The sequence below is a fragment of the Rhodococcus oryzae genome (assembly GCF_005049235.1).
Taxonomy (GTDB): domain Bacteria; phylum Actinomycetota; class Actinomycetes; order Mycobacteriales; family Mycobacteriaceae; genus Rhodococcus_G; species Rhodococcus_G oryzae.
Genome location: NZ_SUMD01000005.1, coordinates 388,679 through 411,889 on the forward strand (window position 1 = coordinate 388,679; position 23,211 = coordinate 411,889).

Consider the following 23,211-nt stretch of genomic DNA (forward strand, 5'->3'; position numbering starts at 1 on the left):
TCTCGGCCCTTCGCCTGCGGACCGGTTGGGCGCCGAGGACGACATGGCTTGACCGCGCATATACGAATTGCCCTCGACATCCACGACGCTACTCTTCCCCGCCTGCCGCTCCGGTTCCGCCCGATGATCAACTACCCGGGCAGATGGACCCGATACAAGGAGGCCCTCGTGGCGAGGCGTAGGACCCTGCCGAAGGATTTCGACGAGAAGCTGAAGACCGAATCGCTTGTCGATCTGAAGGCGGTGTTCGACAAGACGATGCTCGATGCTCGCGGCGGATCCAGCAAGCAGACCGCCATCGGATTCGTCGAGTGCCCGGACGAGCTGATCATCTGGCTGGTCGAGCAGGGACTCGATGTCGACGCCGCGGACCTCTATGAGGACACCCCACTCTGGACGAGAGCATCGAGGGGGCGCGCGGAGCAGATCCCGCTCCTGCTGTCGCTCGGGGCGGACATCCAACGACCGAACCGGTATGGCGACTCGCCACTGCACGCCGCCACGGGAGGTCAACGCCCCGACGCGACGAGGGTGCTGCTCGGACACGGCGCCGACGCCCAAGCCCTGAACGGCAGGGGCGAGACCCCGATGCTCTCCGGCCTCCGACGCACGCAGAACTTCGTCATCCCGGGCATGGCCCGCGTCGCGAAGCTACTCCTCGACGCCGGGGATCCCGTGACCGAGGAGATGCGTGCCGCGGTGACCCGGATCGGCACCGAGTTCGAGTTCCACCGGGACAGCTTCAACCCCGACTTCCTCGACGAGACCGATGCCGGCCTCGCGGAGCTCTACCGGTTGTTCGGCGTCACGCCCGTTGCCGCGCGCCAGCGGCACGACGGCGTCTCGCAGATCACTGTCCCCGCGGGCGCGTGGCAGGACCAGCATCAGGCGCTCTGGGAACTGCTGGTGCCGTCGAACGGCCCTGCGACGACCGTGCAGGGCGAGGTGGTCCGCCTGACCGGACGGATCGCGCGAGAGATCCTCGACGACGGAAGCCCGAACTGGGATCGCGACTTCACATACATGCTCGCCGCGCTACCCGAGCACTACGCAAGCGGAAGCCCGCTCCCGACCGGCGAACTGAGGGAAGCCCAAAGCCTCGCACGGGCCTTGCGGTCCGGCAACGGAGATGATGCGCAGGTGTATCGCCTGAGCGAACTCGCGGTCGTGTGGGTCACATCGAATCCGACACCGGTCCCGCTGGGGAAGCCGAACTATGAGCGTTGACTTCGACGAGCTGGAGCTGCGTCTGATGCGCGAGTTCCTGGAGAGTGCGTCCGCGACCGAGTGGTTGGTGACTGCACTCGCGATGAACTACGACGGCAAGTCCGAGCTGATCGCATGGATGGCCGCGCATCCGAAGCTCGATCGTGCCACCGCGGCGGCCTTGTACTGGTACTCCCAGCCCGGTTACCACCAGAGGTTCCGCAGCGAGGCAGACGTGCCGTCGGTCAATCGCTCGGGGTGGGCGAATGTGCATGCGCTGCAGGGCCGTGTCGTCTCCGGCACGGTGGCGGCAGCCGGTGCGTCGTTCGACCCGGCGAACGATCTCTCGACTCCGACCGGGAATCCGAAGCATCCCGGCGAGGACTGGACGGCGGAAGCACTCGGCGCACACGACCATCCGGGATGGCTGATCCCTCCGGTCATGTTCGAGTCCGTCACCGGAGACGACGTCGACATCCGCGGATACGTGGAGTCCAACGGATGGAACGAGGGGATGCCGCCCGCTGTGCTCGGAGAGCTTGAAGCTGCATGGCAGACCGAAGGTGAGGACGACGAATGATGACCAGCTATGACGAAGTCGAGAACGCCGTTCGTGAGTGCGCAACCCACGCCACCGCCGCGGCGCAGTTCGCGTTCGGGGTCGCGGTCACGCGGGACCTGCTCACAGCGGACGGCGTGGCTGCGGCAGCGGTAGCCGAGCTGACGGAGGCCGGAGCACGCGCCGTCAGCGCGGCGACCGACGGAGCGGGTACGGCGTCTGCCGAGCAGTTTCGGGCATGGATCCTGGAGATCGACGAGGGCGATCTGTCGAATGGCGACATGGATCCGGATCTCCTGCGCGCGATCACCGCACTCGAGGCGTGGGCCGCCTATCTGGAGGAACGATCGTCGGAGCGGATCGCCGCACTCGGCATCTCTCTGCTCGAGCAGGCGGACTTCCGGGCGAGTGGGGCACCGTTGGATGACTTCCTCGCGCCGCAGGAGACTCGGCAGGCGTTCGAACGGATTCGTGCGGCGCTCACCGGGCAGGCAATGCATGGAGGAGAAGCACAGGCCGCGTTCGAGAACAGCATCACGATCGATGCCGCGGACAAGGCAGCGGTCCGGCAGGCGTTTGTCGATGCGTCGGTGTCGCGTCGCGTACGGATCGCAGGCGCGATCGCGCTCCCGATCGCGCTGGTCGTCGGCATTGTGTCGGCGGTGTCGGGTCGCCCCATCGGGGTATTCGCATTCGGGGTGATCGCAGCCCTCATGCTGCTGCTTGTCGTCTTCGGAGTCATCCTTCGTCGCGTTGCCACCAAGGCAATCGAAGACGGCATGGGTGTCGGATCGCGACTCACGGTGCGGATCGACGCAGACGGCCTGGGGTTGGACGGCAGGTTCGGATCATCGCGCGCGCCGTGGAATTCGCTCTCCAGCGCGGCGCGCATCAAGGACACCATCGTGTTTCGGAACATGGCGGGGAAGGCGGCGTTCTTCGTGCCGGGTCGCGCGCTCGACGACACCGCACTTGAACTGGTCGAGAAGTACATCGAGCGGGATCGGACAAGGACCGGAGATGAGTGACGAGGGTCGCGACCAGGCGTGGCGGGACGAGCTGATCCGCCTGGGCGGCAGCATCCATCAGGACGAGGCGGGGCCGCTCAGCGAGGAGGAGGACGCCGTCCAGCAGGCAGGCATCGATCGGTACCTCGCGATGCTCGATGCCCTCGACGGGCGGTCCATCGAGGCCGAATCCATCGAGGCGATCCTGTGGTCGTTGCACCCGCTCGAGGACTACGGCATCTACGAGGCCGCCTACGGCGTGCTCTCGCAAGCCGATCCGGCAACGGGTGGAGCCGCCACCGCCCGGGTGCTGCCGAACTGGCTGGAGTCGCGCGGGGATCACGACAGCATCCGCACCGGCTCGATGTTCGTCACGGGCAGCGAGGACACGACCCGCGCGTTCCTCACGGTGACCGATACCTGGGGCGATGTGCAGCGCGCGCTCGTGCGCCGAACGCTCGGCCGCTGGGTCCGTGACGACGAGGGGTGGGAACCGATCCACGAGGCACTCGGCGGCACGAACAGGAAGCCGCTGCTCGATCCGATCCCGGACGACTGGCCCGAGGACTGGAGATCCGCGGCCGAGGCATTCCGCGAGAGCGGTCGGGTCGATCGCGCCTGGACGAACGAGAAGGACTTCCCGAGCAACTTCGACCGCGTGTTCGCGATCATGGAACTCGGCCACGGCGCGCGTTGGCGGGAGGTCCCCGACTTCCTCAACGCGCTGCTCATGCGTCGGAGGAACGAGCTCCCGAAGTTCATCGGTGCGCTCGCCGCGCTCGCTGACGATCGCCGCGAACGCATCGTCATGGCCGTCAACGCCGCACGCCCGGACACCGCCGAGTACCTGCGCGGGCTCCTGGAGAAGCGATGAGGGCTGTTGATGCCCTCGACCACCTCGCGGTTGGCGCGGAATGAGCCGCCATCTAGGAGCCACTCCCTAGGGGGCGATCGGCGCCCCCTAGGGTGCCTATCGCCGGGCCAGGCCAGGACCCACGCTGAAGCGGCCAGGCAACATCCGCGCCGCATCAGGAGATGAACGATGGCCGCCCCGATCACCGCCACCACCGGCTCACCGCACAGCGCCATCATGGGACTGGGCGTGTATCGCCCGTCCCGCATCGTCGACAACGCCGAGATCTGTCAGAGCATCGACTCCAGCGACGAGTGGATCCAGACCCGCTCCGGGATCAAGACTCGGCGGTTCGCCGGGCCGGAGGAGTCGATCCTCGAGATGTCCGTCGCGGCGGGACACCGGGCGCTGGCGTCGTCGGGGGTGGCGCCCGAGCGGATCGGCTGCGTGATCGTCGCGACGTCGACCTACCTCTACCAGTCGCCCGCCGTCGCCCCGCAGATCGCGCACCGACTCGGCATCTACGGGGCCGCCTTCGACGTCTCGGCGGGGTGCGCCGGCTTCTGCCATTCCCTCGCGGTCGCCTCCGACCTGGTCCGCGGCGGCAGCGCGGAGCATGTCCTGGTCATCGGCGTCGAGCGGATGAGCGAGTGCCTCGACCTGACCGACCGGACGACCGCGTTCATCTTCTCCGACGGCGCAGGGGCCGTGGTGGTGGGACCGTCGCACACTCCCGGGATCGGACCGGTCGAGTGGGGCTCGGACGGGTCGCAGGCGAACGTGATCTGCCAGGCCCCGTCCTGGGACGTCTACCGCGACAACCCCACCGGACCGCGGCCGACCGTCAAGCTGGACGGGATGGCCGTGTTCCGTTGGGCGGCATTCGAGATGGAGAAGGTGGCCAGGGCCGCGCTCGACCGGGCGGGCGTCGCGCCCGAGCAGCTGGACGCCTTCGTCCCGCACCAGGCGAACCTCCGGATCACCGACATCATCGCCAAGCGCCTGGGGCTCTCGCCCGATGCCGCGGTCGCGCGCGACATCGTCGACTCCGGGAACACCTCGGCGGCGTCGGTACCGCTGGCGATGGACACGCTGCTCCGGTCCGGTGAGGCCCCCGCGGGCGGCACGGCGCTGCTGATCGCGTTCGGGGCCGGGCTGTCCTACGCCGCCCAGGTGGTCAGGCTGCCCGCGCATGGCGATTGTCAGGATGACGTCAAGCCGTGACGGGTCGGCGTCAAGGTCGCGTCAGGGGCCGCGTCCACACGCACGAACACGAGTACTCCGGAGGGTGAACCACCACCCCTAGGAGAACCCGGTGACCCTTCTCGACATCTTCCCGTCACTCCGCTCGGCCATGTCCCCGCGGCTCGATCCCGCGGTGTGGCCGATCAACACCCACCACGACGAGCACGGGCGGATCACCGTCGGCGGCGTCGCGCTGGCCGATATCGCCGACCAGTACGGAACTCCGAGCTACGTGATCGACGAATTGGACGTCCGGCATCGCTGCCGCACCTACCGCGAGATCTTCCCGGAGGCCGAGATCGCGTACGCCGGAAAGGCGCTGATGACCCGGGCGCTCGCCTCCTGGGTGAGCCAGGAGGGCCTGGCCCTGGACGTGTGCTCGGCCGGGGAACTGGCCATCGCCCTGTCGGCGGGCGTCGACGCACGCCGGATCATCATGCACGGCAACGCCAAGACCCCCGCCGAACTCACCGCCGCCCTCGACGCGGGCGTCGGCCGCATCGTCATCGACTCGTACACCGAGATCGTGGTCCTCGGCTCGGCACTCGACCACAAGCAGGACGTCCTGGTCCGGGTCACCCCGGACATCGACGTGCACGGGCACCGCGCGGTCCGAACCGGTGTGGCGGACCAGAAGTTCGGGTTCCCCATCGAACACGGCCAGGCGGACGCCGCGATCAAGCGGGTACTCGACCAGCCACACCTGAACCTGATCGGCCTGCACTGCCACCTTGGGTCGCAGATCACCGATGCCGAGCACTTCGGCGCCGCGGTGCACCGGATGATCGCCCAGATGGCGCAGGTGTACCACGATCACGGACTGATCCTGACCGAGCTCGATCTCGGTGGCGGCCATGCGGTCTCGTACGGATTCGACGACGCGCCCCTTGACCTCACCCAGCTCGCCTCGACCATCGAGGACGCGCTCGACGAGGCCTGCGCGCGGCACCGGTTCCCGCGACCGCGGATCACCCTCGAACCGGGCCGTGCCATCGTCGCCAGGTCGGGCGTGACGGTGTACCGGGTCGTGTCGGTCAAGCACATCGAGGGCGGGCGCACCTTCGTCTGCGTCGACGGCGGCATGAGCGACAACCCCCGCGTCTGCCGCTATGCGGCCAGGTACAGCGTCGCCCTCGCCAACCGGCATCCGGTGGGCGCCCAGATTCCGGTCACGGTCGCGGGACGACACTGCGAATCCGGCGACGAGCTGGCCGTCGACGTCTCCCTGGCCGCGGAGGTGCGCCCCGGCGATGTGCTGGCGATCCCCGGCACCGGCGCCTACCACCACGGCCTGGCGTCCAACTACAACTCGGTCGGCAGGCCGCCGATCATCGCGGTGTGCAACGGCTCGGCTCGCGAACTGATCCGTCGTGAGACGATCGACGACCTGCTCCGAAGGGAGTCCTCGCTCTAGCCGCGCGACCGGGTGACGAGGTCGGACACCACTTCGTCGGTTGCCGCGAGGTGCCGGCGGCGGCTGGGCAACAGCAGGGTCGGATGGCCGATGCTCCAGGCCGCACCCGCGCAGACGAACTCCTTGATCCGTGCGGCGGCCCTGCCCGTGATGGCACTGGACTTGGCCCGATCGTCGGGTGTCACGAGCTGGATGATTCCATCGCGGCGCCCGAGGCTGATGCACTGGAAGTTGTAGCCGATCGTGGTCTCGGGAACCGCGCGACCGGTCAAGCGTGCGGCGAGGGCATCGGCGGCCTGCCACGCCATCGGTCCGCCCGAGGCACAGGACATCCGCAGTGGCTTACCGCCCGCGCCTTCGGCGAGCGCGGCGTCGCCGACGGCGTAGACATCGGGGTGCGAGACCGAACACATGCTGGCGTCGACCACGATCCGCCCGGTGTCGGACACCGTCAGCGTGCTGGCGGCCGCGATCGGGTGCACAGCGAAGCCCGCGGTCCACACGGTCAGGTCGGCCGGGATCTCCCTTGCGGCGCCGTCGATCACGGCGCCTGCGGCGACGCGCGTGATATCGATGTGGTCGTTGACCGTGATGCCGAGTCGGCCGAAGGCGCCGCGCAGATGACGCTGGGCCTTCTCGCTCAGCCAGTCACCGACGCCTCCGCGGGCGGCGATCGAGACCGCGAGATCGGGGCGGGTCTCGGCTATCTCGGTGGCGGCTTCGATGCCGGTCAGGCCGCCGCCGACGACCACAACCGGTGCGCCCGAATCCAATTCGCTCAGCCGCGCCCGCAGCCGCAGCGCGGCCTGCTTGCCTGCGACGCTGTGGGCGTGCTCGGCGACACCGGGGACGCCGTGGTCGGCCCCGGTGCTCCCGAGGGCGTAGACGAGGCTGTCGTAGCCGAGGGGGTCGGCGCCCGCGAGATCGACGGTCTTGCGATCGACGTCGACTCCGGTGACCAGCGCGGTCACGACCCGCACGCCGGTGCCGGCGAAGGTGTCACGCAGCGGGCGGGGGCGCAGATCCTGACCGGCCGCGAGCTGGTGCATGCGCACCCGTTCGACGAAGTCGGGGTCGGCATTGACGAGGGTGATCAGGGCGTCGTCGCTGTGCAGTCGCTTGGCGAGACGACCGGCGGCGGTGGCTCCGGCGTACCCGGCTCCGAGGACGACAATGCGGTGCTTCATGGCTCGCTCCTATCGATGTGGACTCACCTCCTGAACCGGATAGGCGCGCGATCCCTGACACGGACGCTGTGTGATGTGGGTCACCAGGCGACATCGAGGGGGCTGTGCGGGCCCTCTGCCTCCCATTGACTCGAGATTCGGCCCAGCTTCTCGGGGTTGACCTGGATGTGGACCGCCGCGATGCCGTCAGGGGTGACGTCGAGGGCGAAAACGGCGAAAACCCGCTCACCGACCTGCGCCAGCACCCCGGGACCGCCGTTGACCACGCAGGCGTAGAACACCGGATCGCCACCGACATAGCGGCGCTTGGCATCGGTCAGACGGAACGCATGGGCCAGGTAGCGCGCGATCTCGAGCGCGCCGAGCACCGGCGTCCTACGGGCCGGGATCCGGCCACCGCCGTCGGCCACACTGACCGCGTCGTCGGCGAGCAGTCGGATCAGCGGGTCGGTGTCGCCGCTGAGGACCGCCGTGAGGAATTCTTCGACGATCCGCTGCGCGGCGGCCGCGTCGACCGTGGTGCGAGAACTCCCGGTGACGTGCTGCTTGGCCCGCCGGTAGATCTGCTGACAGTTCGACTCGCTGAGGTCGAGGATCTCGGCGATCTCGCGGTGGGAGTGACCGAACGCCTCGCGAAGCACGTAGACCACGCGCTCGTTGGGCGAGAGCCGCTCCATGAGCAGGAGCATCGCGAGGGAGACCGACTCGCGCTGCTCGGCGGTGTCGGCCGGACCGAGCATCCGGTCTCCACCCAGCACCGGCTCCGGAAGCCACTGTCCCACATAGGTTTCCCGCCTGGCCCTGGCCGAGGTGAGCTGATTCAGACAGAGATTGGTGAGCACCTTCGTCAGCCACGCCTCGGGCACCTCGATCCGGTCCCGGTCCGCCGCGTGCCAGCGCAGGTAAGCGTCCTGCACCGCGTCCTCGGCATCACCTGCCGACCCGAGCAGCCGGTAGGCGATCGCCTCCAGGCGACCCCGGGAGGCCTCGAACAAATCGGCCTCGTCGGCACTGAGTGTCATCGCCCCATGGTCGGCCATGCGCGCGGGCGATGTCCACCCACAGCCACCGACACGAGCGGTCGGGTACCCATTGGCACGATCCTTACCGCCGAGTAAGTTACCGGGGGGCTGTGGCCGTCGCCGCAGCGGAATACCCCGCGTGAGTGAGGACACCGCCGAGATGCCGAGCGTTACCGGAGCAACCGACCTACTCAAGGGACTCGTCCCCGTCACCAAGGCGGGCATCGTCGGACCGATGGGCCCGAGCAGGCTCGCCGGCGTCGTCTCCGCCTGGTACCAGTGGGACTTCACCGCGGGGGGCCTGCTCGCGGTGGCCGCGCGCCGCGACGGCGACCGGATCGCCGTCATCGACGACCGCGGGCCGATCAGCTACCGGCGCCTCAACGCGGACGCCCGCGCGCTCGCCGGCGCGCTATACGAGCGAGGGCTACGTGAACGCGGGCGGATCGGCATCCTGGCCCGCAACCACCGCGGCTTCCTGATCGCGATGGGCGCGTCCGCCCGGCTCGGCACCGACCTGGTGCTGCTGAACACCGGGGCCTCGACCACCCAGCTCGCAGAAGTGCTCGCGGAACAGAAGATCGACTGGCTGCTGGTCGATTCCGAATTCACCCCGTTGCTGACGGACACGGCCCCCAGCGTCGCGGTCTTCGCCGACGCGGAGCCTGCGGAGCGTCCAAACTGCGCCGACGCGGAGCCTGCGGAGCGTCCAAACTGCGCCGACGCGGAGCCTGCGGAGACTGCGGAAGTTTCCGCAGACGCGGACCGGGTGCGCTTCGAGGACCTGCTCGCGGGCGGGCGGCGGACCACCGCGCCGCTGGCTCGCCGTCCGAGGCGCGGCCGGATCGTCGTCCTCACCTCCGGCACGACGGGCACCCCCAAGGGCGCCAACCGGCCGGAACCGCGCAGCTGGATGCCCGCGTCCGCCCTGCTCTCCCGACTGCCCCTGCGCAGCGCCGAGACCACCGTCGTCGCCTCGCCGATCTTTCACACCTGGGGCCTGGCCGCCGCCCAGGTCGGACTGGCCCTGCGCTCGACGATGGTGCTCGCCCGCCGATTCGACCCAGCCGCCACCGTGACCCAGATCGCCGAGCACCGGGCCACCGCGCTGTGGGTGGTGCCGACGATGTTGCAGCGGATCACCGACCTGCCCGCCGGTGATCGGGACGTCGATCTCTCCACGCTGCGGGTGATCGCGGCCAGCGGCTCGGCGATCCCGACCGGGGTGGTGCACAAGACCTTCGAGGTGTTCGGGTCCGTGCTGTACAACTTCTACGGCTCAACGGAGGTGAGCTGGGCGTCGATCGCGCAGCCGCACGAGCTGCGTGCGCACCCCACCACCGCCGGCCGTCCCCCGCTCGGGACCGTCGTGCGGATCCTCGACGATCGCGGCCACGAGGTGCCGCACGGCACCGTCGGCCGTGTCTTCGTCGGCAACGGAATGCTGTTCGAGGGCTACACCCGCAGCGGGAGCGAGAAGGAGATCAGCGGCGGGCTGATGTCCACCGGCGACCTGGGGCACTTCGACCCGACCGGCCTGCTGTTCCTCGACGGGCGCAGCGACGACATGATCGTCTCGGGCGGCGAGAACGTCTACCCGCGAGAGGTCGAGAACCTGCTCAGCGAGCTGTCCGGGGTGCTGGAGAACGCCGTCGTCGGCATCGACGATCCGGAGTTCGGCGCGCGGCTGGCCGCCTACGTGGTGCGCACCGACGACCCCGACGGCGCGGGCCTGACGGAGGATGGGATCAAGTCGCACGTGAAGGCGCACCTCGCCCGGCACTGCGTCCCTCGCGAGGTCGCGTTCCTCGACGAACTCCCCCGCAATCCGGCGGGCAAGGTGGTTCCCCGCCTGCTCCCGAAGGCCTAGGCGGCTCCGCCGCCTGTGCGCGGTTGACGAGTCCAGGGACTCGTCAACCGCGCACAGGTGCGTCAGCGCTTGCGGCGGCGGCCGGTGCCGAAGATCGAGCGCGAGATCTCGCGTCCGGCGACGGTGGCTGCCGACCGCAGGAAGCTCTTGACCGCGCTGTTCTCCATGATCCGCTCCACGGCGCTCGGCTCGTCCGGCGGCGGGGGCGGCAGGTCCGGCAGATCCGGCAGGGCGGGCGGCAGGTCGATGCCGTCCGCGTTCGGCGCCCCGGACACGCTGGCCGTCAGCTTCTCGTAGGCCGATTCCCGGTCGATGGTCTGGCCGTACTTCGCGTGCAGCGGGCTGGCCGCGGCCGCCGCCCTGATCGCCGGCTCACCGATGGTGTCCATCAGCGACCGCGGCGGCGGGATCTTCGCCCACGCCACCGGCGTCGGCGCGCCCTTCTCGGACAGCACGGTCACCACCGCCTCACCGATGCCGAGCGAGGTCAGCGCCTTCTCCAGGTCGTAATGCTCCGTCTTCGGGTAGGTGCGAACCGTCTTGTTCAGCGCCTTCTGATCGTCCGGGGTGAACGCACGCAGGGCGTGCTGGATCCGGGCACCGAGCTGTGAGAGCACGTTGTTGGGAACGTCCGTTGGCAGCTGGGTGCAGAAGAACACACCGACGCCCTTCGAGCGGATCAGCTTGACGGTCTGCTCCACCTGCTGCAGGAACGCCTTCGACGCGTCCGTGAACAGCAGGTGCGCCTCGTCGAAGATGAAGACCAGCTTCGGCTTGTCCACGTCGCCGACCTCGGGCAGCGTCTGGAACAGATCGGCGAGCACCCACATCAGGAAGGTGGAGAACATCACCGGGCGGGCCGCCTGCGCGCCCAGCTCGAACAGCGTGATGATGCCCTTGCCGTCCGGCCCGACCCGCAGCAGATCCTCGGTCTCCAGCTCCGGCTCGCCGAAGAAGGTGTCGCCGCCGCCCGCCTCCAGGTTGACCAGCGCGCGCAGGATCACGCCCGCGGTGGCCGAGGAGACACCGCCGATGCCCTTGAGGTCGGCCTTGCCCTCGTCGGAGGTCAGGTGCGCGATGACCGAGCGCAGGTCCTTGAGGTCGAGCAGCGCGAGGCCCTGGGTGTCCGCCCAGTGGAAGATCAACCCGAGCGTGGACTCCTGGGTTTCGTTGAGCCCCAACACCTTGCTCAGCAGGATCGGCCCGAAGCTGGTGATGCTCGCGCGCACCGGGATGCCGATGCCCTCGGTGCCGAGCGAGAGGAACTCGACAGGGAACCCCGTCGGTACCCAGTCGGTGATGCCGGTCGAGACGGCCCGCGCGACCATCTTCTCGCTCGACTCGCCTGGCGCGGAGAGCCCGGATACGTCGCCCTTGACGTCGGCCATCACCACGGGCACGCCGGCGGCCGAGAGCTGCTCGCAGATGCCCTGCAACGTCTTCGTCTTGCCGGTGCCGGTCGCGCCCGCGACCAGTCCGTGGCGGTTGATCGTGGCGAGCGGGATCCGTACGCGCGCAGCGGGATCCACGACACCGTCGACGATCACCGTGCCCAGCTCCAGCGCCGCGCCCTCGAACGCGTAGCCCGCGGCGATCTCCTGCGCGGCCGGGCTCGGAGCGGCGGCGGTCTCGACCGGGGCGGGGACGGCCTCGGCGGGAGCCGCTGCGGCGGGAGCCGCTGCGGCGGGCGTGGCTTCGGCCGCAGCAGCGGTGGCGGGAGCGGCGTCGACCGGGGCAGGCTTGGCCGGGGTCTTCGCCGCCTGGACCCGCGCTGCCTCCGCTGCGGCCTGCTCCGCGGCCTCTGCCGCCGCGAGCGCCTCCGCGGCCACGCGGGCGGCCTCTTCGGCAGCGGCCTTGGCGGCCTTGGCCTTCTCCTCGAGCGATACCGAGTCCACCTGTGGAGCGGATTCACCGGATGAGGTTGGATCCACCGTCATTCATGCCCTCCTCGGAGCGACAACGTCTGCGAATGTGTCCGCCGCCGCCCAGCCGACCGGGCCCGCGAAGCGACCAGTTGACCTTAACCCGGTCTTCGGCTGACTACTGTGTTCCTGGTGCAGGACAAACTTGTGTGGATCGATTGCGAAATGACCGGACTGCGGCTCGGCACCGACAAGCTGATCGAGGTGGCCGCGCTGGTCACCGACAGCGATCTGAATGTGCTCGGAGAAGGCGTGGACATCGTCATCCACGCCGACGACGCCGCGCTGGCCGACATGCCCGACGTCGTCAAGAGGATGCACGAGCGCTCCGGACTGACCGAGGAGGTGCGCCGGTCGACGGTGACGCTCGAGGAGGCCGAGCAGCAGGTGCTCGCCTACATCCGCGAGCACATCCCCGCCGCGGGCACCGCCCCCCTGGCGGGCAACTCGATCGCCACCGACCGCGGCTTCCTCGCCAGGGACATGCCCGCACTCGACGAATACCTGCACTACCGGATGATCGACGTCAGCTCGATCAAGGAGCTGTGCCGCCGCTGGTATCCCCGGATCTACTTCGGCCAGCCGGAGAAGGGGCTCGCGCACCGGGCGCTGGCGGACATCCAGGAATCCATCCGCGAACTCAAGTACTACCGACGGACCGCATTCGTCGCGGAGCCCGGTCCCACCACCGACGACATCGCCGCGGTCGTCGAGGATCTGGTCGCCGAATAGATATCGATTGGCATTCCGGCGACGAGTCAGGCTAATATCGTGCACGCCGATACGGAGCAGCCCGCGAGGGTGAAACCATGCCGGCAATGGTGACTGTAGTTCAGTTGGTAGAGCACCAGGTTGTGATCCTGGCTGTCGCGGGTTCGAGTCCCGTCAGTCACCCGAAGAGAAAGCCCCCCCGACTCCGGTCGGGGGGGCTTTCTCCGTTTCCGGGGCAGGCAACGGCCCCTGCGACCCGGCACACCGGTCCGTACAACGCGAAGGGCCCCGCACCCTGTTGTGGGTGCGGGGCCCTCGCTACGGCCGCGAGATCAGGCGTTGCCGGCCTTCCAGGTCGCCCACGGGATGTTCCAGTCACCGAGTCCGTCGGTGCCGGACAGCGTGCCGCCCACCGTGTTCTTCACGATCGTCAGGTCGCCGCGCTTGGTGTTCTCGAACACCCACCGCGCGTTGGCCGGGCTCAGGTTCAGGCAGCCGTGGCTGACGTTGGCCGAGCCCTGGTCCCCCACCGACCACGGCGCGGAGTGGAAGAAGATGCCGCTGTAGGACATTCGGGTCGCGTAGTCCACGGGGGTCTTGTAGCCCTGCGGGGAGTTCACCGGGACGCCGTACGTGGACGAGTCCATGATCAGGTGCTCGAAACGGTCGCCGATGATGTAGACACCGTTGTCGGTGGGCGAGCTGTCCTTGCCCATCGACGTCGGCATCGTCATGACCACCTGGCCGTTGCGCTCGAACGTGACCTGCTTGGTGTTGTCGTCGGCGTACGCGATCATCGAGTCGCCGATCCGGAACTCACGGTGCTCGTTCGCCTGGCCGAACAGGGTGCCGCCGAGGTTGCGGCCGAAGACGTTGACGTCCACCGTCACCGCGGTGCCAGGGGCCCAGTAGTTCTCGGGACGCCAGCGCACCTCGCGGTCGTTGACCCAGTAGAAGGCGCCAGGCACCGGCGGGTTGGTGACGACGGTGATGGCGTCCTGCGCGGCCTGGCGGTCGGGGATCGACTCGTCGAACTGCACCGCGACGGGCTGGCCGATCCCGACGACGTCCCCGTCCCCCGGCATCACATACGGCTTGGTGAGGTTGCCGGGCGAGCTGGTGGTGAAGCTCGACACCGTCGTGCTCGCACCGCCAAGCCCGAAGGCGTCGGCCTCCAGACGGTATTCGCCGTTGTACTTGAGCGGCTGCGTGTTCACCCAGGACTGACCGTCCGGGGCGATGGCGCCTGCCACGGGGTCGCCGGACGCGTCGAGCAGCGTCACCTTCGACAGCTTGCCGTCCGCGACCCGGACCGCGACGGGGTCGCCGGGCGAGTGCCCGACCGCGCCGTCCGCCACGACCGACGTCACCTTCGGCTTGATCAACTCGAACACCGGGTTCAGGTCGATGGCCGCCTGTGCGGGCGCCGCCTCGGCATCCTCACCGAACTGCACCGTGCACCCTGTCGCCACGAGCATCGCCGCCGCCGCGAGAGCCACCGCACTCAGCGTTCCCCGTATGGTCGCCACCCTGATCCCCACCCTCATGTACTCGAAGCCACTACACACACCATCCACAACCGGCCGCCACAGGGCGCACACCGGACGCGCAGAGCTGTGAACTGCCATGATGCCAGGCTCGGCGCCATGCCAGCCAACAGCGTCCCGGCCGACCCAATAACGTTCACATTCCAATCGCCGCCCGGGCCGCGAGCGTTACCCCGTACAGGCCCCTGACCAGCCCGTCGAGTGCCGATGGGGGGCTGATTTGCATTCGCTCGGATCGCTCGTCTAATGTTCTCCACGTCGCAGAGAGCGGGGCGCGAGTCCCGAGCGAGTGACAATGCGCCTATAGCTCAGTTGGTAGAGCAAGTGACTCTTAATCACTGGGTCCGGGGTTCGAGTCCCTGTGGGCGCACACGAGAAGGCCCCGACCGTCACGGTCGGGGCCTTCTTTGTCGTTGCAGAGTTCGACATCGTTGCGTGGGAGGGCCGCACGGGGCTCGGTCCTCAGTTCGCGAAGTGCCGTCCCAACTTTCGGTGCCGGTGCGCGAAGAACCGGCCGATCACCCGCTCCAGCAGCCCGGGCAGCCCGGGGACGGCTGCGATCGGACCCCGCGGCTCGAAACGCACCCGGTCGTGCACGAGGGTCCGTCGCGCGCCGTCGGCGGTCAGGGTCCGCTCGTGCTCCCATGTCCGCATCGAGGCCATCGTCGAGCGCTCGAGGAACCGGTGGCCCGGCTCCAGTTCGGCGAGCATCAGGTCGTCATGGTCGAACGGGACGATGCCGAACAGGTACAGCCGGCATCGTCCGACCTTGCGGCCGACCTCCACGGTGTCCACCGTCAGCCCCCGCGCGCCCCTGGGCATCGCCATCCGCAGCAGCGGCATCATCTCGTCGTTGATGCCCCGCGGGGTGACGATCCGCGCCCAGACGGCCTCGCGCGGCGCCTCGACGACCGAGGTCCGCTCGAAGGTGCGGAATCGGGTGGACACCGCGTCGATCAGCGGAAGATCTTGCGCAGCACCAGTACCGCGACCAAGGCGCCCGCGCCGATCAGGGCGAACTTGACCGGCGGCTCGTTGACCTTGGCGACCAGGCCGGCCTTGGCGTTCTCGACCAGTCGCTTCGGGTTGGTGCGGACGCTCAGTTCGTCGAGCGTGCTGGCGAGCTGGTTGCGCGCCTGCTCGATGTCGCGCTCGATGCTCTCGGTGTCCCTGGGCACGTGGATCCCACTTTCTCTCATCGTCGATCTTGCTTGGTCATGACCGTACCGGTGCGGCGCGCGTGGGCGCAGGGAGGAACCGCCGAGGTCCGGTGTCACGGCCGGGGGTGCCAGTAACCTGGTCGGCGTGACCGAGAACATCAGACTCGCCGCCGGGGACACCGCGCCCGGCTTCACCCTGCCCGACGCCGACGGCAAGGAGGTCTCGCTCGCCGACTACCGCGGACGCAAGGTGATCGTGTACTTCTACCCGGCGGCCAGCACCCCGGGCTGCACCAAGCAGGCCTGCGACTTCCGCGACAACCTGGCCGAGCTGAACGGCGCTGGCCTGGACGTCGTCGGCATCTCCCCCGACAAGCCCGCGAAGCTGGCCAAGTTCCGCGACAACGAGGAGCTCACCTTCCCGTTGCTGTCGGATCCGGAGCGCGAGACGCTCAAGGCCTGGGGCGCGTTCGGCGAGAAGACCATGTACGGCAAGACCGTGCAGGGCGTGATCCGCTCCACCTTCCTGGTCGACGAGCAGGGCAAGATCGAGGTGGCCCAGTACAACGTCCGGGCCACCGGTCACGTCGCCAAGCTGCGCCGCGACCTGTCCGTCTGAGCCCGACCCCGCAGTCAGCGGGTAGCGGCGAACCGTCCGAGGAACAGCGCCTCCGCGACCGCGAGGTTCTCGATCTCGGACGGGTCGACGCTCTCGTTGGGGGCATGGATGAGGCAGCGCGGCTCCTCGACCCCGAGCATCACGATCTCCGCACCGGGGACCATGGTCGCGAAGACGTTGCAGAGCGGGATGGAGCCGCCCTGCCCCACCGTGCCGAGCGGCTTCCCGAAGGCCTCGGCCATGGCGTCGGCGAGGGCCGCGTAGCCGGGCCCGTCCGTTTTGGCGCGGAACGGCGATCCGATCTGCTCCGGTTCGACCGTCACCCGCGCGCCCCACGGCGCGGCGGCCTCCAGGTGTGCGATCAGCGCGTCCTGCGCCTTCTGCGGGTCCATCCCGGGCGGCACCCGCAGGTTCAGTCGCGCCGACGCCCTCGGCTGGATCGCGGCGGCCGACCCCACGACCGGCGGGCAGTCCATCCCGAGGATCGTCAGCGCGGGCCTGGCCCACACCGAATCCGCGACCGAACCCGATCCGGGCAGGCCGACCCCGTCGAGCACCCCGGCGTCGGTGCGGAACTGCGCCTCGGCGTATTCGGCACCGTCCCACCGCTGCCCGGAGTCCAGACCCTCGACCACGGTGTTGCCGTCCTCGTCGCGGAGCGTCGCCAGCATCTGCACCAGCGCGGCGAGGGCGTCGGGCGCGGGCCCGCCGAACATCCCGGAGTGCACCTCCCCTGCCATCGTCTCGACGTACACGACGACATTCGCCATCCCACGCAGGGTGATCGTCGCCGTCGGCTCGCCGACCTCGGCGTTGCCGGTGTCCACCACCAGGATCATGTCGGCCTCGAACAGTTCGGGGCGCTGTTGCACCAGCTCCTCGAGGCCACCGGTACCCATCTCCTCGGAGCCCTCGGCCACCACCCGGATGCCGACGGGGAAAGGCGTGCCGAGCGCGCGCAATGCGAGCAGGTGCATCACGATGTTGCCCTTGCAGTCCGCCGCACCGCGCCCATACCAGCGGCCGTCGCGTTCGGTGAGCTCGAATGGCGGGGTGTGCCACAGCTTCTCGTTGCCCGGCGGCTGAACGTCGTAGTGGCAGTAGAGGAGAACCGTCGGCGCGCCCTCGGGCCCCGGCTGGTGCCCGACGACGGCGTTCGAGCCGTCCGGGGTCTCGATCAGCTCGACGTGGCCGATTCCGGCCGCAACGAAGGCGTCCCGCACCCAGTTCGCCGCGTCCGTGCACCCCTGCGGCGGGAACTGACGGGGATCGGCCACCGACTTGAAGCCCACCAGCGTGGCGAGCTCCGTGCGCGCCGTGGGCATCAAGTCCCTTACCTTGGAGCGAATCTCGTCTGGCATTGCCACCTCCTTGGCTGTCACCGACGGCTGCCGCTCAGCTGCCGTCGACAAGTTTCAGATCGTTCAGGGTTTCCTCGAACTCGGCCGACTGGTCCGGGCAGTAGACCTCGATCACCAACCGCGCCCCATCCACCGCATCGTGGGTCGCGAGAATGGGGCGCTGGCCGGGGCCGGCTGCGCCGCTGACGAGTTGCTGATTGAGCACACCGGTCCTGAGCGCGTTGCCCGGGTCGGTGCACGCGGCACCGCCGTCCGATCCGAGCACCCGCGCGGTCGCCTCGACGTCGAGAGCGCCGAGGCCCGCCGCCTCGAACTGCGCCGCGAGCTCGGTGGCCTTGGCATCCGCCTCGTCGGAGCGTTTGTTCTCGTTGAAGGTGACCAGACCCCAGGCCGCCAGCCCGACGAACACCGCGAAGGCCGCCAGATAGAGGATCCAGTGCGTGTTCTCCGGCCGCTTGTGCAGATCGTCGACGGCGGCCACGTTGACCTCGCCCTTCTCCGGTGTGGTCATCACGCCTCCTCCGCCAGCGGGTCAGCCGAAATATCCTGCTTCCAAGACGGTTTGCGCATGGCCAGGATCAGGAGCGGGACCCCGATCCCGACGATCCCGAACCCGCCACCGACGATGAGGATGTAGACGAAGACGCTGCCGCCTCCGAACTGTGAGGGCGGCACGAACCCGATGCAGAACGCCGCGAGGCTCGAGATGATGCCGACCCAGCAGAGCAGGAACAGCGCGGGCGCGCGGTAGCCCCGCGGCTGGTCCGGCCGGTTCTTCCGCAGCCGCATCGCCGCGACGAACATCAGCACGTACACCACGAGATAGACCTGGGTGGTGATCACCGACAGGATCCAGTAGGCGCTGGAGACCTCCGGGATGAAGGCGTACAACAGCGCGATGAGGGTGGTCACCACGCCCTGTGCGACCAGGATGTTCTGCTGGACCCCGTGCTTGTTCAACCGCTGCAGGATCGGTGGCAGGAACCCGTCCTGCCTGCCGATCATCAGCAGCCCCTTGGAAGGCCCGGCCAGCCAGGTCAGCATGCCGCCCAGCGACGCGGCGATCAGCATCAATGCCAGAATCGGTGTCGCCCATCCGAATCCGAAGTGCGCGAAGAAGATGTCGAAGGCCTGCATCACGCCCGCGGTGAGCGAGAGCTTCTCGGCGGGCACCACCCAGCTGATCGCGATGGCGGGCAGGATGAAGATGGCGAGCACCAGGCCCATCGCGACGAACATCGCGCGCGGGAACTCCTTGGCCGGCTTGCGCAGGCTGGAGACGTGGACGGCGTTCATCTCCATCCCCGAGTACGACAGGAAGTTGTTGACGATGAGCACCAGGCTCGCGATCCCGGTCCACGCGGGAAGCAGCGCGCTGAACTCCATCGGCGCCGCGGAGGGGTTGCCCTGCCCGAGGAACACCACGCCCATGACGATCAGCAGCACGCCCGGGATCAGGGTGCCGAGAACGAGTCCGGCGCTGGAGAGTCCGGCCACGGCCTTCATCCCTCGCGAGGAGACGAAGACCCCGGTCCAGAACAGGGTGACGATGATGATCGCGGTGTAGAGCCCGTTCGAGGCCAACGCCGGATTGATCACGTAGGCGAAGGTGCTGGCCACGTAGGCCAACAACGTCGGGTAGTAGAAGATCGTCATCGCGAACTGGCACCAGACGGCGAGGAAGCCCGCCTTGTCGGAGATGCCCTCGCCCACCCAGCGGTAGACCCCTCCAGACCAGCCCGACGCGAGCTCGGCCGCCACCAGCGAGGTCGGCAGCAGGAACACGATCGCCGGGACGATGTAGAGGAACACGCACGCGAGGCCGTAAATCGCCATCGACGGCGCGGAGCGCAGGCTGGCGACCGAGCTCGTGGTCATCATCGCCAGCGCGATCCAGGTGATGTACTGCTGCCGGGGGGCGACGGGGAGTCGCCTCGGCGTCGCGGCGCCGTCCGGCGGACCCTCTGTGTCAACGCTCATCGGTTCCCACCAATCGACGTCGGACCGGGTCACCGACGCGACCGCGGGCTTCCCCTTGCACTATTCCCCCGGCGCAACGGATTTGCAGCGGATCACGCGCTTCCCTGGCGCGAATTCACCCGGTTCGGATGAGGGGTGCGCGCCCGCAAACGACGGCGGAGCACCGGCCCCTCAGCGGTGCGCGTCGACCAACTTCTCGATGCCGTCGAGCAGCAGGTCGAGGGCGAACCGGAAATCCGCGTCCGCCCACCCGAGGTCCTCGTCCTGGGGATCGTCCTCGAACGCGCCTTCCGACACCGCCCGGAGCAGGTGCGGAAACCGGTCCGGGTCGAGCAGCGCGGGCAGGATCGAGGCGTACTCGCCGTCCTCGGCTGCGGCTGCGGCCGCGATGTCGCTGGAGAACCGGGCCCGGCCGACGACGTAGAGCGAGGTGTTCAGCACCACCTTCACCCTGAGCGCCTCCGGGAGCGGGGTCTCGCTCAGGCGCGCCAAACCCGCGTCGAGCCACAGCATGTTGTTCGGGCCGGTCGGCGGCGCGACGATCGGCAGCTGCAACCACCACGGGTGCCGCAGCACGCCCTCGCGCTCGGCGATCGCCCACTGTTGCAGGCCTTCCCGCCACCCCAGCCCCTTCGCGAACTCGGGCGGCGGACCGAGGGCCCGATCCGAGATCAGCTCGATCAGCTCGTCCTTGCTCTCGACATAGCGATACAGCGACATGGTGGTGAACCCGAGCGCCTTGGCGACCCGGCTCATGGACAGCGCGGCCACCCCCTCTCTGTCCGCGAGTTCGATTGCCGCATCGAGTATCTGCTCGAGGCTCAGTCCGCGGCGCGGTCCCCGACTCCCCGGTTCGGCCAGCCCCCACGCGAGCTTGATCTTCCGCGGAAGCTCCGGGCCGCCACTGGTTTCCATCCGCGCTGTGCTCCTGTCCTCGAACTCTTGCGCCCATCCTAAAACTGTGTATGGTCTACACAACGGTATACGACATACACAGTTTTACGAAGGGCGGATCCCATGACCAGACCCGAATCCACCGGCGCGATCTCCGTCGCCGGGCTCACCAAGTCCTACGGCGACCACACCGTGCTCGACGGACTCGACCTGTTCGTGCCCGAGGGCGGGGTGTTCGCCCTGCTCGGCGCCAACGGCGCGGGCAAGACCACCACCGTCCGGATCCTGTCCACCCTGCTGCCCTTCGACTCCGGCACCGTGAGGGTGGCAGGGCACGACCTGCCCCGATCGGCCCAGGAGGTGCGGCGCAGCATCAGCGTCACGGGTCAGTACGCGGCGGTCGACAAGCTGCTCACGGGCCGGGAGAACCTCGCGCTCATGGCCGAGCTCCATCACCTCGGCAGGCGCGAATCGCGGCGCCGCGCCGCCGAACTCCTGGACCGCTTCTCGCTCACGGACGCGGCGGACCGGCGGTCCGAGACCTACTCGGGCGGCATGCGACGGCGCCTCGACCTGGCGATGAGCCTGGTGGCGAACCCGAAGGTGGTGTTCCTCGACGAGCCGACGACCGGACTGGACCCGCGTAGCCGCCGCGACATGTGGATCGTCATCCGCGAACTGGTCGCGAGCGGAGTGACCATCTTCCTCACCACCCAGTACCTCGACGAGGCCGACGAGCTCGCCGACCGGATCGCCGTCATCGACGGGGGCCGGATCGTGGCCGAGGGCACCGCCGACGAGCTCAAGCGGCTCGTCCATGGCGGCCACATGGAGCTGCAGTTCACCGATCCCGCCCAGTTGGACCGGGCCGCGGGCGCGTTGCCCGGGTCCGTCACGCGCCCCGAGACCCTCACCGTCGAGGTGCCAACCGACGGCAGCATCGCGTCACTGCGGGCCCTGCTCGACCGCATCGACGACGACATCTCGGTCGAGAAGTTCGCCCTGCACACGCCCGACCTCGACGACGTCTTCTTCGCCCTCACCGGCTCGCCCCGCGACGCCGACGCCCCGACCACGAAAGCAGCAGCCCGATGAGCACCCAGACCCTGCCCCGCACCGCCGTCGCCGCCGACTCGCTTGCGATGCTGCGCCGAAGCCTCAAACACCTGCTGCGCAGCCCGGACTCGATGATCATGGCGGTCGCGCTGCCGATCATGCTGATGCTGCTGTTCGTGTACGTCTTCGGTGGCGCGATCGACACCGGCACCGCGTACATCAACTACGTGGTGCCCGGAATCATCCTGCTGTGCGCCGCCTTCGGCGCCTCGACGACCGCGGTCGGGGTCTCGTCCGACATGACCGAGGGCATCATCGACCGGTTCCGGACGCTGCCCATCGCCCAGTCCTCGTTTCTGACCGGGCACGTGCTCGCCAGCGTGGTTCGCAACCTGCTCACCACGGCGATCGTCTTCGCGGTCGCCCTGCTGATGGGCTTCCGCCCGACCAGCGACCCGATGAAGTGGCTCGGCGCGATCGGGATGATCGCGGCCTTCGTCTTCGCCCTGTCGTACCTGTCGACGGCCCTCGGCCTGCTGGCGAAGAACCCGGAGGCGGCGGGCGGGTTCACCTTCGTCATCATGTTCCTGCCATACGTCAGCAGTGCCTTCGTGCCGGCCGAGACGATGCCGACCTGGCTGCGGTGGTTCGCCGAGAACCAGCCGATCACCCCGATCATCGAGACGGTCCGCGGCCTGTTGATGGGTACCCCGATCGGCAACAGCGCCTGGCTCGCGGTGGCCTGGTGCGCGGCGATCGCGGCGGTGGGATTCGTCTGGGCGAACGTCCTGTACCGCAACCGCGTCACCCGGTAGCTCCCCAGGTATCCGGTACCCCGGGAAACACCCAGAACCCGGGGTTCATCGGATCCGGCGACAAAGACGGATAACCTGGACAAGTGGAGTCCATGACCAGCAGCCGAACCTCGCGCCGCGCGGACCCGGCCCTGGAGGCTGGTGCCGACCCAGCCGCGCTGGAGGAACTGCTCCCCCGCAAGCGGCCGACCCAGGAGCGCAGCCGACGCAAGTTCGACGCCCTGCTCGCCTCGTCGCGGGACCTGCTCACCGATGTCGGGTTCGAGTCGTTCACCTGCGAGGAGGTGGCGTCGCGGGCCGATGTCCCCATCGGCACGCTGTACCAGTTCTTCGCCAACAAGTACGTGATCGTCTGCGAACTGAACCGGCAGGACTTCACGTCGGTGCGCGACGAACTCGAGCAGTTCAACGGCGAGGTGCCCTCACTCGACTGGCTGCGTTTCCTGAACAATTTCGTCGATCACCTGGCGAAGCTGTGGACCTCGGACCCGTCGCGGCGCGAGGTGTGGCTGGCGATGCAGTCCACCCCGTCGACGCGGGCCACCGGAAAGATCCAGGAGCGCCAGCTCGCCGAGCAGATCTCCCGGATGCTCGCCCCACTGACCCCGCGCACCGAACGCGACCGCCGCACGATGATGGCCGAGGTCCTCGTCCACGTCGTGTACTCGATGCTCAACTTCTCGGTCCAGGACGGGCAGAGCCACGCCGACGCCGTCGACGAGCTGAAGCGGCTGATGGCCGCGTACCTGCTCGTCGCCGAGAAGGAATCACGCTCCACCTGAG

The 23,211-nt window shown here is 68.8% G+C and carries 22 protein-coding genes and 2 tRNA genes; 14 read left to right on the forward strand and 10 right to left on the reverse strand.

The annotated features are described in order from the left end of the window. Positions 1–168 precede the first annotated feature (168 nt). From FCG67_RS13320 to lysA, 6 genes are all read left to right on the forward strand, one after another. Positions 169–1,227, forward strand: coding sequence for an ankyrin repeat domain-containing protein (locus FCG67_RS13320; RefSeq protein ID WP_211243188.1), 1,059 nt, complete (start codon positions 169–171; stop codon positions 1,225–1,227). After that, positions 1,217–1,786, forward strand: coding sequence for a DUF4274 domain-containing protein (locus tag FCG67_RS13325; protein WP_136910224.1), 570 nt, complete (start codon positions 1,217–1,219; stop codon positions 1,784–1,786). The genes FCG67_RS13320 and FCG67_RS13325 overlap by 11 nt, the downstream gene beginning before the upstream one ends. Next, positions 1,786–2,793, forward strand: coding sequence for a YcxB family protein (locus tag FCG67_RS13330; RefSeq protein WP_136910225.1), 1,008 nt, complete (start codon positions 1,786–1,788; stop codon positions 2,791–2,793). The genes FCG67_RS13325 and FCG67_RS13330 overlap by 1 nt, the downstream gene beginning before the upstream one ends. Further along, entirely contained in the window at positions 2,786–3,646 is an 861-nt protein-coding gene (locus FCG67_RS13335; protein WP_136910226.1) for a hypothetical protein, read from the forward strand. Before FCG67_RS13330 ends, FCG67_RS13335 begins: the two co-directional genes overlap by 8 nt. A gap of 168 nt (positions 3,647–3,814) precedes the next feature. Beyond that, on the forward strand, positions 3,815–4,849 hold the full coding sequence (locus FCG67_RS13340) for a beta-ketoacyl-ACP synthase III (protein WP_136910227.1): 1,035 nt from the start codon (positions 3,815–3,817) through the stop codon (positions 4,847–4,849). 91 nt (positions 4,850–4,940) lie between these two features. After that, positions 4,941–6,284, forward strand: coding sequence for a diaminopimelate decarboxylase (lysA, locus tag FCG67_RS13345; protein WP_136910228.1), 1,344 nt, complete (start codon positions 4,941–4,943; stop codon positions 6,282–6,284). Here lysA and FCG67_RS13350 read toward each other — a convergent pair. Then, positions 6,281–7,471: an NAD(P)/FAD-dependent oxidoreductase gene (locus FCG67_RS13350; RefSeq protein ID WP_136910229.1), complete on the reverse strand. Its 1,191-nt coding sequence runs from the start codon at positions 7,469–7,471 to the stop codon at positions 6,281–6,283. The two genes, lysA and FCG67_RS13350, sit on opposite strands and share 4 nt — an antisense overlap. Positions 7,472–7,551: 80 nt before the next feature. Beyond that, entirely contained in the window at positions 7,552–8,493 is a 942-nt protein-coding gene (gene sigJ / locus FCG67_RS13355) for an RNA polymerase sigma factor SigJ (protein ID WP_136910230.1), read from the reverse strand. Between the two features lie 139 nt (positions 8,494–8,632). Between sigJ and FCG67_RS13360 the strand changes: the two genes are divergently transcribed. Further along, entirely contained in the window at positions 8,633–10,363 is a 1,731-nt protein-coding gene (locus tag FCG67_RS13360) for an AMP-binding protein (protein WP_342775485.1), read from the forward strand. 62 nt (positions 10,364–10,425) lie between these two features. Here FCG67_RS13360 and FCG67_RS13365 read toward each other — a convergent pair whose 3' ends face one another. After that, positions 10,426–12,300, reverse strand: coding sequence for a helicase HerA-like domain-containing protein (locus FCG67_RS13365; RefSeq protein ID WP_136910231.1), 1,875 nt, complete (start codon positions 12,298–12,300; stop codon positions 10,426–10,428). A gap of 117 nt (positions 12,301–12,417) precedes the next feature. Here FCG67_RS13365 and orn point away from each other — a divergent pair, with 117 nt between their 5' ends. Further along, on the forward strand, positions 12,418–13,017 hold the full coding sequence (gene orn, locus FCG67_RS13370; protein ID WP_136910232.1) for an oligoribonuclease: 600 nt from the start codon (positions 12,418–12,420) through the stop codon (positions 13,015–13,017). A gap of 89 nt (positions 13,018–13,106) precedes the next feature. Then, positions 13,107–13,179 (forward strand) — tRNA-His (locus FCG67_RS13375). A 149-nt stretch (positions 13,180–13,328) separates the two neighbouring features. Here FCG67_RS13375 and FCG67_RS13380 read toward each other — a convergent pair. Beyond that, positions 13,329–14,474 carry a L,D-transpeptidase gene (locus tag FCG67_RS13380; RefSeq protein ID WP_425467835.1) on the reverse strand — a complete coding sequence of 382 codons (1,146 nt, stop codon included), beginning with the start codon at positions 14,472–14,474 and terminating at the stop codon, positions 13,329–13,331. Between the two features lie 366 nt (positions 14,475–14,840). On the opposite strand from FCG67_RS13380, the gene FCG67_RS13385 reads away from it, so the two are divergent. Continuing rightward, a tRNA-Lys gene (locus FCG67_RS13385) sits at positions 14,841–14,913 on the forward strand. A 92-nt stretch (positions 14,914–15,005) separates the two neighbouring features. On the opposite strand, the gene FCG67_RS13390 is transcribed toward FCG67_RS13385, so the two are convergent. Then, on the reverse strand, positions 15,006–15,491 hold the full coding sequence (locus tag FCG67_RS13390; RefSeq protein ID WP_136910233.1) for an SRPBCC family protein: 486 nt from the start codon (positions 15,489–15,491) through the stop codon (positions 15,006–15,008). 8 nt (positions 15,492–15,499) lie between these two features. Then, complete coding sequence (locus FCG67_RS13395) at positions 15,500–15,721, reverse strand: DUF3618 domain-containing protein (protein WP_136910318.1); 222 nt, start codon at positions 15,719–15,721, stop codon at positions 15,500–15,502. A 127-nt stretch (positions 15,722–15,848) separates the two neighbouring features. Between FCG67_RS13395 and bcp the strand changes: the two genes are divergently transcribed. Continuing rightward, positions 15,849–16,322, forward strand: coding sequence for a thioredoxin-dependent thiol peroxidase (gene bcp / locus FCG67_RS13400; RefSeq protein WP_027499805.1), 474 nt, complete (start codon positions 15,849–15,851; stop codon positions 16,320–16,322). A 14-nt stretch (positions 16,323–16,336) separates the two neighbouring features. Here the strand turns inward: bcp and FCG67_RS13405 are convergent, their stop codons facing one another. The 4 genes from FCG67_RS13405 to FCG67_RS13420 form a co-directional block, all read right to left on the reverse strand. Continuing rightward, on the reverse strand, positions 16,337–17,683 hold the full coding sequence (locus FCG67_RS13405; RefSeq protein WP_136910234.1) for a dipeptidase: 1,347 nt from the start codon (positions 17,681–17,683) through the stop codon (positions 16,337–16,339). 34 nt (positions 17,684–17,717) lie between these two features. After that, a complete protein-coding gene (locus FCG67_RS13410) occupies positions 17,718–18,194 on the reverse strand; it encodes a hypothetical protein (RefSeq protein ID WP_136910235.1) in 477 nt (158 codons plus the stop codon). Further along, on the reverse strand, positions 18,194–19,663 hold the full coding sequence (gadC, locus tag FCG67_RS13415) for a glutamate/gamma-aminobutyrate antiporter GadC (RefSeq protein ID WP_136910236.1): 1,470 nt from the start codon (positions 19,661–19,663) through the stop codon (positions 18,194–18,196). The genes FCG67_RS13410 and gadC overlap by 1 nt, the downstream gene beginning before the upstream one ends. A 171-nt stretch (positions 19,664–19,834) precedes the next feature. Further along, positions 19,835–20,578, reverse strand: a complete 744-nt coding sequence (locus FCG67_RS13420) for a TetR/AcrR family transcriptional regulator (protein WP_136910237.1) — start codon at positions 20,576–20,578, stop codon at positions 19,835–19,837. A gap of 102 nt (positions 20,579–20,680) precedes the next feature. Between FCG67_RS13420 and FCG67_RS13425 the strand changes: the two genes are divergently transcribed. The 3 genes from FCG67_RS13425 (at position 20,681) to FCG67_RS13435 (ending at position 23,210) form a co-directional block, all read left to right on the forward strand. Next, the gene (locus FCG67_RS13425; protein WP_136910238.1) at positions 20,681–21,652 is read left to right on the forward strand and encodes an ATP-binding cassette domain-containing protein; all 972 of its coding nucleotides are present in this window, start codon (positions 20,681–20,683) and stop codon (positions 21,650–21,652) included. Beyond that, positions 21,649–22,428: an ABC transporter permease gene (locus FCG67_RS13430; protein ID WP_169310516.1), complete on the forward strand. Its 780-nt coding sequence runs from the start codon at positions 21,649–21,651 to the stop codon at positions 22,426–22,428. Before FCG67_RS13425 ends, FCG67_RS13430 begins: the two co-directional genes overlap by 4 nt. Before the next feature lie 92 nt (positions 22,429–22,520). Then, positions 22,521–23,210, forward strand: a complete 690-nt coding sequence (locus FCG67_RS13435; RefSeq protein WP_245220990.1) for a TetR/AcrR family transcriptional regulator — start codon at positions 22,521–22,523, stop codon at positions 23,208–23,210. Position 23,211 lies beyond the last annotated feature (1 nt).